Genomic DNA, 18,495 nt, shown 5'->3' with positions numbered 1-18,495 from the left:
TAAAAAAAGAATAAAAAAAATGGCGATCGTAGCAGGATTCGAACCTGCGACCACATGCTTAGAAGGCACGTACTCTATCCCCTGAGCTACACGACCGTTGCATATAATATTTTAGCACTAAAATAAATTTAAGAACGCTTTTTATAAAATTTATTTTTGCATTAATTATCACAATACATATAAAATGAATTTTGATATCAAAATATGAGCTTTTTATATAGGCTATTATCCTATAATAAAAGATGCAAAATTTTGATAAAATTGTAGTTAAACAATTAAATAAAATCATAAATCTATCTTAATTTAAGTTGAGTTTGTATTTTTAAATCATAAAATTGGGAAAATAAATATTTAATTTCAAATATCAAAAAATTTTGTTTTTGTATAGAGCAACACAAACTTATAAATTTTTCAAAATCAATAAGTTTTTATAAAGAAACTAATTAAATTAATCTATTTCACATCATTGCATAAGTAAATAAATAATTTTGATAATGAACCTTAATAAAAGCGTAAAATTTCAATATTATAAGGAATTAAGAGGGAATTAAAATATGAAGAAAAAGTTCTTATTTCTATTAGGTACACCATTACCACTAATATCATTGAGTGCTGTTTCATGTTATAGTGATTTTGATTATTTAGACAATGGTCCTTCTAAAATTTTTAATATCAAGAAAACAAAATTTATAAATTTATCATCAAAAGATTATTCAATAAAAAATAAAAATCTAAACTTATATTTTCTTGACAATAAAATTCATCAACCATATGTTGCTATTGAGGAAATGTTAGGTGTTTTAAATGGTTTCGTTGATACTTCGCTAATTAGAAAAATACCGACTTATGACATCAATGCAACACAACTAGTTTCAAATAATCAATTAATGTATATTGACGCAGATCGTGATATTATTAGTGTTAGCAACGAAGCATTTTTTAATTTTGTTAAGCAAAGCAATTTGACTAATTACTCACGCTTCATAAGTTATGAAGGCTCAAAAATTGAAAATATTAACGACTTAAACGGACCTATCAAATTTGATTTAAGAAGTTATCACATCGATATTTTTAAAGAGGGGAGAAGAACTTTTATTCCTTTAAGTATTTTTAATACCTTATTTTGTAGTCAAAACTATTACAATCTCTACTATAATGGCGATGCGGTTTATGGTAAATTTTTTTCACTAATGGAAGATGAAAATGACGCTTACTCATATCAACAAGGTTCATGGTCGGCGGATAAAGAAACAACACAGGATCGAATTTATAACCTTGATAATCTCTTATTTACCCTTGATAATTTTTATGGACTTAAATCATATAAAAATATATCAAACTTTCAACAGTATATCAGCGATATAAAAAAAGAATTATTAAACAATAATCCCGATATATATAACAAGGCATATGCAAAATTATTCTTTAACAAATTAAATGACTTGCATACTAGAATTAATATGTTAAATATATTCACAAACAATAGTAAAAAAATCAATGATTATGCATCTAAATTATATGGAACTGAACGAAGTGAATATGCCAAAGTTAATGAATACCTTGAGCAAAAAAGAGCCATACTTGAGCAAAAAATTAAACAAGATGGCTTTATTATAAATGGTAACTTAGCATATATTATTATCGACAATTTTGAAACAGCATCTAATAATGAAATTTATGCAAAAAATATCAAAAGTGACACATTTGAATTTTTAAGAAATACATTACAAAAAATATTAAAACAAAAAAATATTAAAAATGTTGTGATTGATATTTCTAGAAATGGTGGTGGAAATATTGGAGCAATGTATCGTGCTGTTGGTTTATTAACAAATAAGGACATTGTTGTGCATAGTAAATCACTACTTTCTGGTATTATAGAAACACAAAAATATAAAATTGATGCTAACAAGGATGGTAATTATTATGATAATGATGCATTTGAAAACTTTAATTACTATATATTAACTAGCAAAAATACTTTTAGTGCTGCTAACACATTTTCAGGAATCATAAAGGAACTAAAAGTAGCCAAAATTATAGGTCAAAAATCTGGAGGAGGGACCGCGCCTGTATTGCCCTTGGTTTTGAATGATGGAACATCAATATCAACTAGTTCACCATTAAATTATTTATATAAACATCACGGATCAGAAATAAATCTAGAAGATGGTGTAAAACCAGACATTGAAATTCCATATAACAACTTTTATGATATAGACTATCTAACTAAAATTTTGCCTAAATAAATCTAAATTTAAATTGAATTTTTTTCTTTAAACAATAAAGTAGGAATTTAAAATTCCTACTTTTAGATTTTTATTTTCTTAATTTCACTAGCGATTTTTGTACTAATAATTTTAGATAATTCTAAAATATCTGCGTCAATTATTGCCTGATATGAGCCAAACTTTTCCAATAATTTTTGTTCTATCTTAGGCCCAACACCTTTTATTTTTGTTAAGAGACTATCTGTAATTATTTTATTGTGTCTTTTATTATAAACGGCCTTAGCACTCTTATCGACATCATATTGAATTTGCGATAAAAAATTAAATACCTTAGCATCTGAAATTTTAATTTCTACGCCACTATCATTAATTAATCTCGCAAACTCGTGGTGATTATTTTTTACAAGTCCGAAAATAGGCACATTTTTATGAAATTTTTTCAAGGCCTTAATTGCAGCATTAATTTGAATCTCACCGCCATCAACAAAAATCAAATTAATATCTTCATCAATTGAATGATCACAAAAAAACTTACTAATATTTTGATACATATAATGGTAATCAGAATTAGCATCTTCATTTTTGCAAAGTATATAAGAACGATTAAATTTCTTAACATTAATTCCATCAACAAAAATCATCCCTCTGCCAACGACTTCTTTAGTTGCTGATTGAAACGAATTATCGAATATTGCAAACCTTGAACAATCAATATTTAATATATTTTTTAAAGATTGGAGAATATCATTGCTTTTTGTTTTATCTTTTATTTTCTTTATTTTATTGCTTAAATCATTCTTAGCATTAGCATTAGCTAAATCAAGTAATTTAGAATTTATACTATAATTCTTTTTAATAATCGAATTTCTAATTTCTTTATTAAAAGGCTGATTTTTATATTTATCATCAATAATTATTTGATCAGGAATAAGGTTGTTTTTATAAAAATTTTCTATAAATTCAAATACCAATTCTTCTTCATTTTTTTCAAAACAAAATTGAAAGTCTTGGCGATTATTTAACAATGAATAACGATATTGTAAAATAGAAGCAAACAAAATATTATCATATAAATATACGCCCCATACATCAATAGATTTTTTTGTCTTTAATCTAATGTTTTGGATATTATTCTTTTCGTTTATAAAATCAAGAATTTTTTTAAGTTCTTCCGCCCTTCTAAAATCAAGTTGTAAGGAGGCGCTTCTAATTTTACTAATTAATTCTTGTTTAAATTCTTTATTAAATTTTATTATTTCCTTTGCTTTTGCGAATCTTTTATCTACCTCTACCGGAGTCATTTTTTTAATAATTAATCCTTCTTGCGTTTTTAATAAATGGACTAAATATTTAATTAATAGACGTGTTTTTTCACCATCTACAACCGGACCATAATAAATAATATCATCACGTTTTTTATATTCATTTTTAAGTTGTATATCAATACTATTGGCTTTTTTTATAATACAAATATAAGGATAATTATTATGAGAGGGAAGCATTACATTATATTTAGGTTTATATCTATTAATACTAGCTCGTTCAAACATCAAGGCTTCCGATTCCTTATCAAAAACGGTTGTATCAAAAGAAGCAATATGTTTTAACATTGCACTAGTTTTAAATGAATTATGAACATTTTTGTCAAAATATTGTGACATCCGTGATTTTAGGTTTTTGGCTTTGCCCACATAAATAACATTGCCATCTTTATCTTTTCAAAAATAAACACCAGGTTTTGTTGAAACGTCTTTAATTAATTCTTTATCAATCATTAGTTATTTCATATTTTCTTCAAGAGTATGAATAATAATATCTAATCTTCTAAATGGATCGATATCAAAATCATTAAGGGTTATTTCATAGGCAATATCTTCAAATACACCAAACTTAGGTTTTTCGATTGTTTTATCTAACTTTAAATTAATGTACTTAATTGGCTTTTTATCTAATAAGAAATCAATATTAAATTTATAAAGTGGTTTAATATCTTTAATAATTTCTACCCCTTCAATTTTATTTTCTATAGCATGATAATAAAAAATACTATTTAATGAATTTTTTCTACCAAACGAAATTAATAAAGCATATTTTTTATCATGAATTTTAATACCTAAAACTGCATAAGGGTCAACCAAATAATTCTTAAATTTTTGGTCATCCAATATCAATGCAACATACGGATGCGAAAGATGAATTATTTTTTCAAATTCTTCATCGGAAATTTCATATAAAATAGCATTATCAACCAACGGAAATAATTCTGTTTGTTGTTCTAACGTGATAAAAGCTTTTAAATTTTGCTCATTTTCATTAGGCGAAGTTGAAAATCCCATGTCATCGGTTGCTAGATAATATTTACCAAATTCTAATTTAGTGTACACATATACGTTTTCGATAATTTCGTTTGTATCAGTGGCAATAACATTGGCCTGAAATCTTTGATATTGCGGAAACATTTCTCATCTATCAATCATAAATAATTCATCCTTTGTTATTTCAAAAAGAGTGCCTTTAACTTGATGGGCAATATCTTTTTTTAATAAAAAATATGCAGTTTCATCAACACACTTAGCATAGCCATTTAATAAAGCGGGTCTTCTTACGCAATCAGGCGACAATAAATTTTTATAGAACAATTCATCTTGAATAGTTCCATATGAAAATAAATAAATTTTGTTGTCTTTTTCCATTTTTACTCCTTAAACATAAACCAATTTTAGGTAGATATTATTAATTATATTTAATATTATTTTTTTAAGCCCATTTTAGCTTGTAATATTTAAAAATTTCCTAATTTTGAGCCTCTTTCTTTTTTTTTTTTTTTTTTATCTAAAATATTAAATTAATATAAAAAACTATACAAAAAATATTTTATTGAGGTGTTTATGAAAAAAACAAATAGAAGAAAAAAAGTTGTAGCCGGAATAATAACTGGTGTTTCAATTGGGGCAACAATTGGAACGGGCTATGTTCTTTTAAATGAAACAATAAAATGAAATCATACAATGGCAAAATTGCAAGCATTAATAAAAAAGATGAATGAGTGGAAGAAACAAAATGAAATTGATAAAAAAACATATACTCACGATCTTTATGCAACCTTTGAAAAAGAACTAAATGAGCTAGAACAATTATTAAATATAAAAGACATCAAAAAAGTAGATGAAATATTAACTAAATTACAATCATCTAAAATTAATTTCAAGAATTATAAAAGTCAGTATGATAATCTTGAATTACTTAATGGTGAAGCAATTTCTGAAAAATCGTCATTTAGTGATCTTCTTGCAAACTATGAATCTAAGTACAATAATAAACCTTTTGCTACCAAATATATAGCTATTTACAATCAAGAAAAAACAAATTTGGAAAATCAATACAATAATGCAACCAATGAAGATGGACTTGCAAAAGTAAAAGCCAAAGCTATTGAATTAAAAAACAATCTCCAAGTGTTGTTTAACCTGACAGATGAAATTTTAAATGCAAAAAACATTGATTCAAAATTTCCTTCTGATATCAAAAATAAAGGTATATTTGAAAAAGCAATCAAAGAAGCTGAAAAAATTCTTAATAATCCAAATGCAACCCTAGAGGAAAGACAAAAAGCACTAAATTCTTTACATGAAAAAATTTCAGAATTCCAAAAAACCCTATCATTAGAAAAACAAAACCTAATAAAGCAAATTAATGACTTAGTAAAAGATGCCGAAAATTATAAGAACACAACCCTCGATTATGACAAATATAAAAATTTAGCCAAAAAATTAGACGCTGAAATAACCAACATAAAAAATAAAATGAGCAAAGATAATGAAATTGCTACACTAAGAGATATTCTAGAAAAGGCTAAACCACTAAAAAGTGATGCACAGCAAATTAAAGAAGCTATTGACGGTTTAACCCAAGAATTACCTTCTTCACAAAAATTATTAAAAGAAATCGAATCAGCTAGTGATTTATTTAGTTCTCAAAAAATTGAGGACGAATTAAAAGATGCAATAAATGTAGGTAATGAAGCTCTAAAAAAACTTGACAAAAATAGTATTACAGAAGCTTTAGCTAATCTAAACAACAAATCAGAACAAGCAAGTGATTTAATTACAAAACAAAAAGACAAATTAATTAGTGAAATAACTGGCTTAATTGAAAAAGGACATCAACAATTAGATAAAATTAAATCTTCTGATGAATATGAAAATAATAGAGATCAAATTAGCGATGCCATTGAAAATGCACAGCGAAACAATAATACTAATACTTTGTTAGGCGATCTAGTTACAAATAAAAATATACTTGATAGTTTATTAACAAAAACTCAAAAGCAAGTCGCAAGAGATAATTTGACCAGAGAAATTGCCATTGCAAAACAAAATCTTAAATATACCAAAGAAAACAATATTATTAGTTCAACTAATGAATTTGAAAAATTCATACAAGATGCTGAAAAAACGCTGGAAACATTAGATAATGAACAAAAATCCGTAGATGAAATTGAGGTTGAATATAACAACGGTGCTAAAACTTTAAAAGATAGCTACCTTCAAAAATCTAAGGAAGCATCTATAAGCACACTAGTTGAAGCTAAAAAACTTAACACTGAACTAGAACAAGAAAAATTTAAGGACAACGGAACTTATCATGTTTCTAAAAAGGATCTACAATCAAGAATAAATTCGGCTGAAGCAACAAATAGCAATGCTAACTCAAATAGTTACAATGTTCTTGAAAAACTTAACGAGCTAAATAAAGCAATTAAAGAGGCTAAAAGATTCCGTGATGCTGATGAAAATGAACGCAAGAAAATAATTGAAGAAATTATCGAATTAAAAAAAGACATTATTAGCAAAAAGAATGAACTAATTGGTGCTCAAAATGGGCTAAAAAATGAAAATTCCGAAAAATATAAGACATTAATCAAGGAATTAGACAAAGTTTTAGAAGATTATAATACTAACATTGAGCCAAATGTTAGCGATTTTGGTGTCGCGAGATTAGATGATGTTAAAGTTAATCTAAAAAAAATAGTTGATAAAATACCTAAAGAAAAAGAAGAAATCAATAAAAAATTTAGCGAATTAAATACTAAATTGGATGAATTAGTTAAAAAAGCAAATGACTTTGTATCGCAAATGCCAACCGATGAATATAATCCTGAAAAACAAGATCTAAAAGATTTAATAACCAAAACCGAAGATCCAACCAATAGGGATGCTATTGATGAATTAAAACAATTAGTTGAAGATTTTAAGGATAAAAATCGAAAAGCGGAAACAAAAATTATCCAAATTAATTCTAATAAAGATGAAGAAATCGAAAAAATTAATAACAAGATTGCTGAAATAACCGATTTTGCTAATGCAAATAAAGATGAATATCCTCAAATAACAACCCCATTATTAGAATCGCTAAAATTAGTCAAAGACAATAATTATCCAAGTTATAACAATACTATCCAAGAATTACAACAAAAATTATCTAATATCACAAGCGCACTAGATAATGCAAAACAGTTGCTTTCAAATACACAAAATAAAGAACAGCTTTCATTATCAACAAACCAACTTGAGGCTATAAAAGATAGCATCAAAAGTAATGATGACGAAATGATGCAACTAAAGCACAACTTAGATGTTGAAATCCAAAAAGCACGTAAAATAATCGCAAAAGAACAAACAGATAAATATACTCAAGAAAAACAAACTATTGATAATCTAAAGCAAAGCGCAGAACAACAAATTATTGATTTTGAACAAAAATTAACAGAAGCAAAAAGTAGATTTAACCAGGCTAAAGAAAGTGCTAATAGCGTTCTGGAACAAGCAAAAAGTGATCCTAATAGCGCTAACTATGCTGACATCATTACTAAAATCAAAGAAAAGATTAGTCAAAATGATGTTATTGATGAAAACGGTCCTTTAAAAAATATTGATGCTGCAACAGCTGAACTTAATGGTTTAGCAAGTTTTTATAATGCAGAAAAAGAAAAAGCTGATGCTATTACACAAGCTGCTCTTGACAAACTAAATCAAGAAATCGAAAATGCTGAACAAATTAAAAACACAATGGAGCAAGAACCAGATTTAGATACACAAAAAACAGTGTTAGAAAAAGCAATTGAAGTTGCTAGAACTTCACATATGCAAAATCCAAAGTTAACTAATAACGCTATAAAACAAGCTCAAGATACACTAAAGCAAGCAGAGGATGCGGCAAATGACGCCATCGATAAAGCAAATAAGCAAAAAGATGGTATCAGAACAAATATTGCTCAAAAAGAAGTTGAAATTCAAAATTATATTAACAATGTTTTAATGAAGCCCGAATACGAAGCTATTAAAAATGATCTAGATGCCTTTTTAAAATCTTATGAGGCAAATGATAAAAATCTTCTAGGGCAAAAAACTAGACAGCAACTAGATGATTTAGTAACACAAATGAATATGCATCTTGATTCTGCTAAACAAAAGAAGGACGAAAAAGATGCAGAAATAAGAGCTAAAAATAAGCAAGCTCTAGCAGAAGCAAAAGAAGCATTAGCAAATGTTTCAAATTCAATAACAAGCAAAGATCCAAAAATGATTGATTTAAGAAACGAACTTAACCAAGCAATCAGCGAATCAGAAGCAATCATTACAAATGAAGAATCAGATAAATATGTTAGTCAAAAAGAAAAACTAGAGAACCTAAGTAAAAAAGCAGAAACCACAAAAACAGAATTTGCTAAGGAATTACAAAAAACCAAAGAAGCTCATGCACAAAAAATTCTTGACGTAAGAAATAAAATCTCACAACTTCAAGCAGATGAAAATGCTGCTAACTTAAATGATGTTATTCAAGAACTGCAACAAGCAATTGCAGATAATCAAACAATCGATGATAATCTACCACTATCAGAAATTAATAATAAAAAAGACCAATTACAAAAAGCAATAGAAACTACAGAAAACAAAAAAAATGCTGAGGCACAAAAAACTAACGAGCATTTAGCACAACTACAAAAAGCAATAACAGATGTTAGTGCTACAAAAGACTCAATGACTTCTGAGCCATTATTAAGTAGTGCCCAAACTAACTTAGAGCAAGCAATCGCAATAGCACAAACAGCAAAAAATCAAACTCCAAAATTAGCAAATAACGAAATCGATGAAGCTAAAAAAACATTACTACAAGCAGAAAATATTGCCAAACAAGAAATTAAAAAGATAAATGATCAAAAAGACCAAATTAAAAATCAAATTAATCAAAAAGAAACAGAAATTCGTGATTATATAAATACCGATTTAGCAGGAAATGATTTTGCAAATATAAAAAGCGAATTAGAAAAACACTTAAATGATTATGTAAATAATGAAAAAAATAGCTTATCAAATAAAACAAAACAACAACTTACCGATTTACTATCTAAATTAGATTCACAACTACAAGACATTAAGAATAAAAAACAACAAAAAGACTTAGAAATTAGAGAACAAAATAAGCAAAAGCTAACAAAAATAAAAGAAGCCCTTAAAAGCGTTGGTAATAGCATCACAAGTCGTGATCCTGAAATGACAAAACTAAAACAAGATATTAATACAGCCGTGGCTGAGACTGAGGGCATAATTAGCAAAAACGAATTTAATAAATATATATCGCAAATTTCAAAAATCGAAAGTTTAAAAACTGAAGCAGATAAAAAGATAAGTGACTTTACTAAAAAATTAAATGCCGAAAGAGAAGCATATAGACACAAGCTACAAGAAGCCAATAATAAAGTATCTAAATTACAAAATGATGCTAACTCAGCAAATCTAAATACTGTAATTCAAAATTTGCAAAACACAATAAATCAAAATAACAATGCCCAAGACAGAGACCCAATTTCATCATTTACTACTAAAAAGGATAATTTAGACCAAGCAATAAAAACAGCCGAAAGAGAAAAAGCTGTTGCAAATCAGAAAACTGAAGCAAATTTAGCAAAATTAGGAAATACAATCAATGAATCAAAAACTACGCTAAATTCAACGAATTCTGAACCTTTATTATCGGATGCTAAAAATAAATTAAGTGAAGCAATCAAAACAGCTGAGGGTATAAAAAATCACACACCTAAAAAACTAGCTGATAAAGATATAGAAAATGCAAATAAAACCTTATTAGAAGCAAAAACAGCAGCAGAACAAGCTATAACAGACATAAATAGCCAAAAAGACTCAATCAAGACGCAAATAAACCAAAAAGCCAAGGAAATTGAGGATTACAAAAATAACCTAAATGGAAATCAATATGATGAAATTAAAAATAAATTAACTACAGAATTAAATAATTTCAATAACAATAATAAGAATAATCTTGGTTCTAAAACAAAAGCTGAATTAGATGAAATATTAAAAGATCTAAATAAAAAATTATCCTATGCTAAGGTAGACAAAGCTAAAAAAGATAATGACATAAATGCTCTTAATAAACAACAATTAACAACCACAAAAGATAATTTAAAGACATTTGTCAATTCAATAACAAGTAATGATAAAAAAATGTTAGACCTCAAGAAAAAAATAAACGACGCAATTAATGAAGCTGAAAGTACAATTTCCAAAGATCAAACAGATAAATTTGTTGAACAAAAGAAGAAACTTGATGATTTAAAAGAAAAATCTGAAAAAGAAAAAACATCATTTGATGCCATAGCAAAACAAGCAAAAACTGACTATGACCAAAAATTAAAAGAAGCTCAAGAAAAATTAAATAATCTAAGAAGTGATTTAAATGTAGCAAACCTAACTGATGTAATTAATAACCTACAACAACAAATTAACAATAATCAAAATGCTAATATTAATGATTCAATTCAGGATATTAACAACAAAAAAGATTCGTTGCAAAATGCGATACAGGCAGCAGATCAAGCCAAAAATGCAGCAGATCAAAAGACACAAGCAGCTTTAAATAAATTAAATGATGCAATAACTGCCGCAAATAAAACAAAAGATATGATGGCAAATGAATCTGCACTAAATAGTGCTAAGGATACATTAAGTGAAGCTATAAGAGTTGCTCAACAAGCAAAAGATAATAATCAAAAATTAGCCGATGCTCAAATAGAAAGTGCAATTCAAACATTAACTCAGGCTGATAATGTGGCAAAAGAAGCTCTCAAAAATATAAATACTGAAAAAACTACCTTAAGAGACCAAATTTCTCAAAAAATAGATGAAGTTTCAAACTTTTCAAATACATTAAAAAACCATCCTGAATACAAAGAAATCAAAGATAAATTAGATACAACTCATAATAAATACAAAGATAAAAATGCGTTAAATTCAAAGGCTAAAAATGAACTTGAAAGTACATTAGTTGAATTGAGCAATGCATTAACTGAGGCACAACAAAATAAAAATAAAAAAGATAATGATATCAAAGAAGCTAATAAACAATCACTTACACAAGCAAGAGATACATTACAAAGTATTTCAAATTCGATTACTAGTCATGATAATGAAATGACAACACTTAAAGCAAAACTTGATGAAGCAATAAAAGAAACAAAAAAAATTCTTGATAATAATCAAGCAAGTAATTATGTTACTCAAAAACAAAAATTAGAAGATCTAAAAACCGAAGCTGAACAAAAGAAGAAGCAATTTGAAGTCAAATTACAACACGCAAAAACTGAGCATAATAAAAAAGTTAAAGAAGCAGAATCTAAAATAAGCCAATTAAATCAGGACAAGAACTCTGTAAACTTAACTAATGTAATTAGTAAATTGCAATCAGTTATTGATAACAATAAAAGCATTAATGATAATGACAGCATTGTAAATATAGACAATAAAACAAAAACATTGCAAAATGCTATTCAAACTGCCGAAACAGAAAAAACCACTGCAAATCAAAAAACCAATAACGAACTTACTGAGTTTGAAAAAACAATCCAGAAGGCTAATGCAACTAAAACCACAATGGATAATGAGCCAGAATTAAATAGTCAAAAACAAACCTTGCAACAAGCAATCAATACAGCTAATGGTATTAAAAACGCAAGTAAAAATGCAACTGATGCCCAAATAAAAGAAGCTAATAAGGCGCTTGCTGATGCTGAAAAAGTTGCAAAAGCTGCACTTGATAATATCAATGTTCAAAAATCAAAATTGATAAGTGAAATTCAGACAAACGCTAATAATGTTCAACAATATATAACCCAAAATTTATCTAATAATAGTGATTATAATCAAATTAAGACTGAATTAGAACGAGTTTTAAATGCTTATAATAAGAATGATAAAGCAAATATTAATTCTAAAACAAAACGCGATTTAGAACAACTTAAGTCAAAACTTCATGATGCACTTGAAAAAGCCAAAAGAGATAAAACTCAAAAAGATACCCAGATTGTTGCAAGAAATAAACAAAATCTAATAAATGCTAAAAATCAAATAAATGATGTTGCAAAGCGTATTATTACTCGTGACCCTGAAATGGTAAAACTTAAAAAGCGCTTAGAAGAAGCTATTAAAGAAGCAGAAAGAATTATTAATGATAATGATCAAAGTAAATATATTCAGCAAAAACAAGTAATTGATAACTTAAAAAATGAAGCAAACCGTGCAATAAATGATTTTAATGATAGACTTCATGCTGCGCAAGCTCAACATGACCAAAAACTCAGAAATGCAAAAGCAAAATTAAATTCATTAAAACAAGATCCAAACCGCGCAAATTTAGTCACCATAATTAGTCAATTGCAACAAAAAATTAATACAAATAAATCCAAAGAAAAGATTGACCCAATTAAAAGCATTTCAGATAAGACTAAAGCCTTAGAACAGGCAACAACAAACGCCGAAACACAAAGAGTAGCCGCAAATAAGAAAACTGATGCTGAAATTGCTAAATTAGAAGCGAGTCTTACCAAAGCAAATGCTACAAAAACCGAGATGGCTAAGGAACCAGCATTAAAAAGTTCAACAGATGTGCTTACAAATGCGATTAGTTCAGCACAACCAGCAGCTAATAAAACTACTAAACTAACTGATGCTCAAATTATCAATGCTAATAGAAGTTTAACGGCGGCTGAGGATGTTGCCAAAAAAGCTCTTGATGCTATTAATACCCAAAAACAAAAATTAAGAACTCAAGTTCAACAAAAAGCAGATGCAATTAACACTTATATAACCTCAAACCTAAATAAAAAAGAATACAACACAATTAAGAAAGAACTACAAAATATTCTTAATACATACAATTCGCAAAATAAACCTCATCTAGCAGCAAAGACAAAAGCTCAATTAGAAGAAATATCTAGAAATCTAGAAAATGAATTAAATAAAGCTAAACAAAAGAAAACAAAACAAGATAGCGATACAAGCATTGCTAATAAGAAAAAGGAGATTAATAAATTAATTGACCAAATTCCTTATCCTCAACCAAATTCAAATGAAGCAACCCAAGCTAAAAATGCTCTAAAAAGTGCTGTTAATAAATTAAATGATATGCAAAGCTTAAACCAAAAACAAACTGAAATAACTAATTTTAGTCGCTATATGCAAACAAAGAAAGATCAATTAAATGCAAATGGCGGAAATCTGAAATATTCACAAAATAACGCACAAGCAGTTCAAAAAATAAAACAAAAGCTAAATTCAGCACAAAATATAGACCAAGCTAACAACGCGTTGCCTGATGGTTGAGCAAATAAGATTGGAACATACAAAGATGTAATTAATAATTCATTTGATAACGGTGCAGATAAGGATAATTTAATAACAAGATTAAATCAAACTGTTCCTACAACAACAACTTATATTGGTGTATATAATGAAAATGATTTAAAAGATGAAATAATAAAAAACTATAAACGTCTTGCAAAAGAAAAAATTAGCACTTTAAGCAATATTCCTCAAAATGAAAAAAATAATATAACGAGAAATATCGATAACATACAAGTTCCTAATGATCATACAAATTTATCTAAAACCATCAATGACATTAAGTCGCTTGTGACAAATGCTACAAGACAAAACTTCAACTTATTTATTGATAAATTAGCATATCCAGAAGATTCATCGCAATTAAGAACTGATTCACTAAATACAAAAGCAATAATTAAACAAGCACTAACATCTAATATTGATTATTCAAATAAAGTCACTGTGGAAGCGACTCTTAATACACTAAAAACAAATATTGATGCATTAAAAAATGAAATAAACAATATTAAAACAGAGACAAAGAAAAATGAATTCTTAACAGAATTTTCTAAGACTGATCATACTAAAATTTCGGCACTATTGCAAAAAGTTAGATCATATAAACAAGAATATGAAAACAAAAAGCGTTTAGCTCAAGAAGTTATTTCACAAATTACTGATCAAAATGCAAAGAAAAAACTGCAAGATAGACTAGATAACCCAACAAATAGTATTGAAAACCTTAAAACTATTAAAGCTGAAGCAGAAATGCAAAAAGAAAAAGAAGTTATGCAAAAGTCTAAGGAACTTCAAAAAGCTAAGGAAGATGCAAAGAAAATTGTCGACGAAATTAATTATCCTGGTGGAAGCAAATCACACGCCATAGAAACTCTAAAACATCAAATTGATCAAGCACAATCAATTGATGAAATTAATAGATTAAATGAAAATAATAAGAAGATAAAAGATGCTGTTAAGAGGGCGCTTGAAGCTATTGATAAATTAACAGATAATAATGAAAAAGAAAATTTAAAAAGAGAGCTTGATAGCACCATAAGTATCAATGGCCAAAATAGTGGTATTAAACATATTACCGGTAAAGCTATTATGAAGCATCGTGAAGCATTAGAAAAGAAAAAAGGTAATATTCAAAAAGAAATCGAAAAACAAAAAGATTCAGCAGACAAAAAAGATTTAATAAACCAACTAAAACACATTGATAGTGAATCAGACCTAGATATGGTTAAGCAACAACTTAACTTAATTAAGGAAAAAGATAAACTAAAAGATGAAGTTTCAAAACTTGAACTATTTGACCTATCTAGCCACCCAAATGGAAATGGTCAAACTGGTAGAGGAGGTTTAAATAGTTCGGAATTATCAATGCTAAACAAGAGAATTACTGACGCAACTACTAAGCAACAACTAGATGCTATAAAAAATGATATAGATCGTCAAAAAGCCGCAGAACTTAATGACTTAAAATTGCAACATGCAAACGGGGGAACCATAATAAATAGCGATTATACTCAAACCTTCCAGGATTTTAGTGAAATGAAGAAAGCCTTATTCTCAATTATTGCAAAAATACAACTAATTAAAGGAATAGGAAATCATGCAGCTGAAAGTGAATTCAGAAATAAAGGAATGGCGTTGCAAAATAAAATACTTTATCAAACAACAACCATAGATCAATATAAAAAAGTTAAACAGGAAGTAGAAAATTTTGCTAAGCGTTGAGAAGATGATAGTAAAACAAAAAATTGAGTAGTATTCTTTATTGAAAGAGTTGAAAAACATTCTACACAAAGTCCCCCTGAAGCCGGCCCATTCCCAGTAAATGTTGCGAGCGATCATATTAAGCATATTAAATCAATATTTACAAATCAAGGGACAACACGCGAACAAGCCATAAAAGCAGAAAATGATTATCTAAAACATATATTCTTTAATGCAAGAAGATTAAAGAAACTTGATTATGACTATCTACAATTTATTAAAGACTTAAAATTAAATCCATTCTTGGATGAAAATGAAAAATCAAGACTTGATGCGCAATTTAACAAATTTAAGGAAACTCCTGATATAAACGGCAAAGAAAAAGTAGCTCTTGATATTGATTCTAGCCTAATCGGAAAAAGAACTAATACAAGGGATTTCTGAAGATCAAGTTCACAAATTGATTTTGTTGAATATTGAGTTTCAATGGTTGCTGAAGCATCAGAAAATGTAATTAGTCAAGAAAACAAATATATATGAATTGATAAAATTGCTCTAACTATTGATGAAAGAAAAGAAGTTGCTAAAAAACTATGAAATGAGTTTAAAACAAAATATAAGGATACGCTACTAAAAGACGTTCTATTAGATAAAGACGGATTTCCTCAAAGACATGCACCGTTCTTTGAAAAAAATATTTTATTGCAACATTAATTAATGATTTTCATAAATTAATAACTTAAACTTTTAACATTTTTTTATAACCAAACAATAAAATAAGGGGAAAATGCTGATTTATTAAAAGAATCAGCATTTTTTACTTTTTTTGACCTCGAATATATAATAATTTAGTTATAAATAAACTAAATAAAAATGAGGCAAAAATAATACTAAAAGACCAAAGATTTCAAATGCCTAAAAATGTCAAAATCATTAGAAAAGATGATAATAAATATGTATATTATTAGAAGATGATAAAAAAATATCATTCGTTGCTTATACCAGGCAATATTTGGCAATGACTAAAATTTTAAAAGATTTGTATATAGATGAACAATTCCCGTGTTTCCCACTTTAAGTATAAAAAAAATAAATATTCCATTTTTATGGAGTTTATTAAGTTAAAATAAAAGAATTTTTTCAGTAGTATACAAAATTTTGTGTAAATTAATCTTAGGCTTACCTTTTAGTAAGAGATTTGAGTATAGCAATTGCACAAATCTAAATTTATTATGCAAAAACAACCAAACAACATGACAAAATTTGATAAATTTTCTTCCAAATATGTTGTTTGGATGTTTTAATTATTTAATCTTCTTTTTCAAAAATAATTTGTAACTGATTAAAAACAGACCCTCAATTAGGAATAAGGTACCAAAAATAATAAATTAAAAAGTCCATTTGGACTTTTTAATTTATTGATTCCAAGTCATAAATGGCTTTTTCAATATTAATCCCAATAATATTATGGACATAATGATAAACTGATGATTCTTTGTTTAAAAAAGCATCATTTGCGGTTTTTATTTTAATAAAATAATTTTCATGAAGCTGAATATTTGCATTAACGTCACATTTATATACTGTTTCTAATAGATATTTAAATTCTTTCTCAGCAATTTCTTGATCGCAAAAAACATAAAATGGTCAAAAATTATTTTCTTTATATTTAAACGTAATTAATGTTCCGCCTTTTCCATCATTGTTTATTATTTCACGAATTTTTTTTAACTGCTTTAATTTAAAATAAGAAATTTTTTTATTGGCAGTGATATTTTTAACAAAAACAGCATCTTTATTAAACTGACTATAAAACAATTCATAAGAACAAATGAAATATAAACTTTCCTCAAAGTAGAAATTATATTGAGTTTCTTCATTGCTTATGTATGATTCATAATCAATAGAATTATAAAATGGAGATCTTGCAATTTTTTTATAAATAACAAAATCACCTAAATCAAGAATTGGTAATATATCATAATCTTCTTGATTTTTTATAGGACTTAATAAACGTGTGCAAATCATTTCTTTCTCCTTAAAATAAAAACCACAAGACACTGCACTTCTCGATATGGCTGCTATATCTCTATCCTGACCAATTTACAAGGTTACCGTTCTCATGGCTTTATTATTATACTATATTTGCAAGCATTTTATTATATTAAATTAATACAAAAAAACGCTTCGAATAAACTACATTATTTGCAACATTAACAAATGTCCCAAAATGAATTATAAAATGCGCCGAAGCGCAAATTTTAACGTCTGTTGTAATATTCAACAATTAATGATTCATCAATTTCTTTTGCAAACTCATTTCTTTCTGGCATTCTTGTATATGTAAACTTATTCCCATCACGAGTTAATCATGCAGCGGTTGTCATAACTTCAAGAGCGTCTTTAACATTTGCATTATTTTCTAATGAAGATTTAAGTTCGATTACAGAACCTGGTTTAATAATCATCGAAGGTATGTTTGCCTTATGTCCATCAACAACTACGTGATTATGGTTTACAAATTGTCTAGCCTGAGCTCTAGTACGAGCGAATCCTGCTCTAAATACTAGGTTGTCTAGTCTAGATTCGACTAGTTGCAATAAATTAATACCTGTAACACCATCTTTTCTAGCGGCAATAGTAAATAGATTTTTGAATTGTCTTTCATTTAAACCATACATAAATCTAACTTTTTGCTTTTCATACATATGCAATTGGTAATCAGAAGGTTTTGATCTTTTGGCACCATGTTGACCAGGTGCAGTCATTCTCTTCTTACCCTTTGTGAATTCTTTATTATTTTCTAGAAGCGATGTCCCATATCTTCTAGATTTTTTAAAAATTGATCCTAAGAATCTTGACATATT

The 18,495-nt window shown here is 27.3% G+C and carries 6 protein-coding genes, 1 tRNA gene and 1 other RNA gene; 2 read left to right on the top strand and 6 right to left on the bottom strand.

Translation table 4 applies throughout. The features are described from left to right. Window positions 1-20: 20 nt before the first annotated feature. A tRNA-Arg gene (locus tag ACWXVQ_RS00405) sits at window positions 21-96 on the bottom strand. Window positions 97-554: 458 nt separating this feature from the next. Between ACWXVQ_RS00405 and ACWXVQ_RS00400 the strand changes: the two genes are divergently transcribed. Further along, the gene (locus ACWXVQ_RS00400) at window positions 555-2,249 is read left to right on the top strand and encodes a S41 family peptidase (RefSeq protein ID WP_455966015.1); all 1,695 of its coding nucleotides are present in this window, start codon (window positions 555-557) and stop codon (window positions 2,247-2,249) included. Between the two features lie 62 nt (window positions 2,250-2,311). Here ACWXVQ_RS00400 and uvrC read toward each other — a convergent pair whose 3' ends face one another. Next, window positions 2,312-4,006: an excinuclease ABC subunit UvrC gene (gene uvrC / locus ACWXVQ_RS00395; protein ID WP_455966017.1), complete on the bottom strand. Its 1,695-nt coding sequence runs from the start codon at window positions 4,004-4,006 to the stop codon at window positions 2,312-2,314. A gap of 3 nt (window positions 4,007-4,009) precedes the next feature. Next, complete coding sequence (locus tag ACWXVQ_RS00390) at window positions 4,010-4,924, bottom strand: gamma-glutamylcyclotransferase (RefSeq protein WP_438340751.1); 915 nt, start codon at window positions 4,922-4,924, stop codon at window positions 4,010-4,012. 195 nt (window positions 4,925-5,119) lie between these two features. On the opposite strand from ACWXVQ_RS00390, the gene ACWXVQ_RS00385 reads away from it, so the two are divergent. After that, the gene (locus tag ACWXVQ_RS00385; RefSeq protein ID WP_456013178.1) at window positions 5,120-16,342 is read left to right on the top strand and encodes a hypothetical protein; all 11,223 of its coding nucleotides are present in this window, start codon (window positions 5,120-5,122) and stop codon (window positions 16,340-16,342) included. Between the two features lie 696 nt (window positions 16,343-17,038). Here ACWXVQ_RS00385 and ACWXVQ_RS00380 read toward each other — a convergent pair. The 3 genes from ACWXVQ_RS00380 to rpsD all read right to left on the bottom strand — a co-directional run bounded on the left by ACWXVQ_RS00380 (window position 17,039) and on the right by rpsD (window position 18,492). Then, on the bottom strand, window positions 17,039-17,656 hold the full coding sequence (locus ACWXVQ_RS00380) for a hypothetical protein (RefSeq protein WP_456013177.1): 618 nt from the start codon (window positions 17,654-17,656) through the stop codon (window positions 17,039-17,041). A gap of 10 nt (window positions 17,657-17,666) precedes the next feature. Beyond that, an RNA gene (ffs, locus tag ACWXVQ_RS00375) (signal recognition particle sRNA small type) lies at window positions 17,667-17,762 on the bottom strand. A 127-nt stretch (window positions 17,763-17,889) separates the two neighbouring features. Beyond that, a complete protein-coding gene (rpsD, locus tag ACWXVQ_RS00370; RefSeq protein WP_438340744.1) occupies window positions 17,890-18,492 on the bottom strand; it encodes a 30S ribosomal protein S4 in 603 nt (200 codons plus the stop codon). Window positions 18,493-18,495 lie beyond the last annotated feature (3 nt).

It is taken from the genome of Mycoplasma sp. 527 (assembly GCF_053851595.1).
Note: the sequence above shows the minus strand (reverse complement) of the source record. Positions and strands in the feature narration are given on the sequence as shown.